This is a genomic window from Alkalibacterium sp. s-m-28 (assembly GCF_054658175.1).
Map to the genome: position 1 here is coordinate 1 of NZ_BAAGIQ010000260.1, position 510 is coordinate 510.

At 40.8% G+C, this 510-nt stretch carries 1 protein-coding gene; it reads left to right on the forward strand.

Annotated elements, in window-relative coordinates:
- Positions 1-142: 142 nt before the first annotated feature.
- The coding region (locus tag ACYQ4S_RS12235; RefSeq protein WP_459771440.1) for an IS110 family transposase at positions 143-510 on the forward strand (368 nt) is incomplete at its 3' end.

Consider the following 510-nt stretch of genomic DNA (forward strand, 5'->3'; position numbering starts at 1 on the left):
TAGGAAACCTTCGGTCTTGGCAGCTACACAAGAAACGAGTTAAATACTTATGCGCGAGGTTAAGGCACGCATTGTGTTACAGGGATAGCCCGGAGTGACCAAGCTTACCTTCCAAATTTATAACGAAAGGGGGAACCCTTCCATGAAATTATTTGTCGGTTTAGACGTAAGTAAAGCGAAGCTTGATGCTTGTTTTCTCTTACGTGAAGATGATACCAATACGATTCTTTGGCAAGAGACAGTAGCGAATAGTGAGTCAGGCGCCACAATGATTAAAGACCAAATCCTTCGCTTTCACGAGGAGTTAGATTTTGACAAAATACTTGTAGGTATGGAAGCGACTGGTCAATACAGTATGCATCCGTCCTTATTCTTCTCAAATGATCCAGAGTTGAAACTGATTAACGTTGAAACCATTGTAGAAAACCCGCGGGTTATTCATCGTTTTTCTAAAGTCTGGACAGAAGAAAAGAATGATAAATTAGACGCCCAAATCATTGCTGAGTTTTT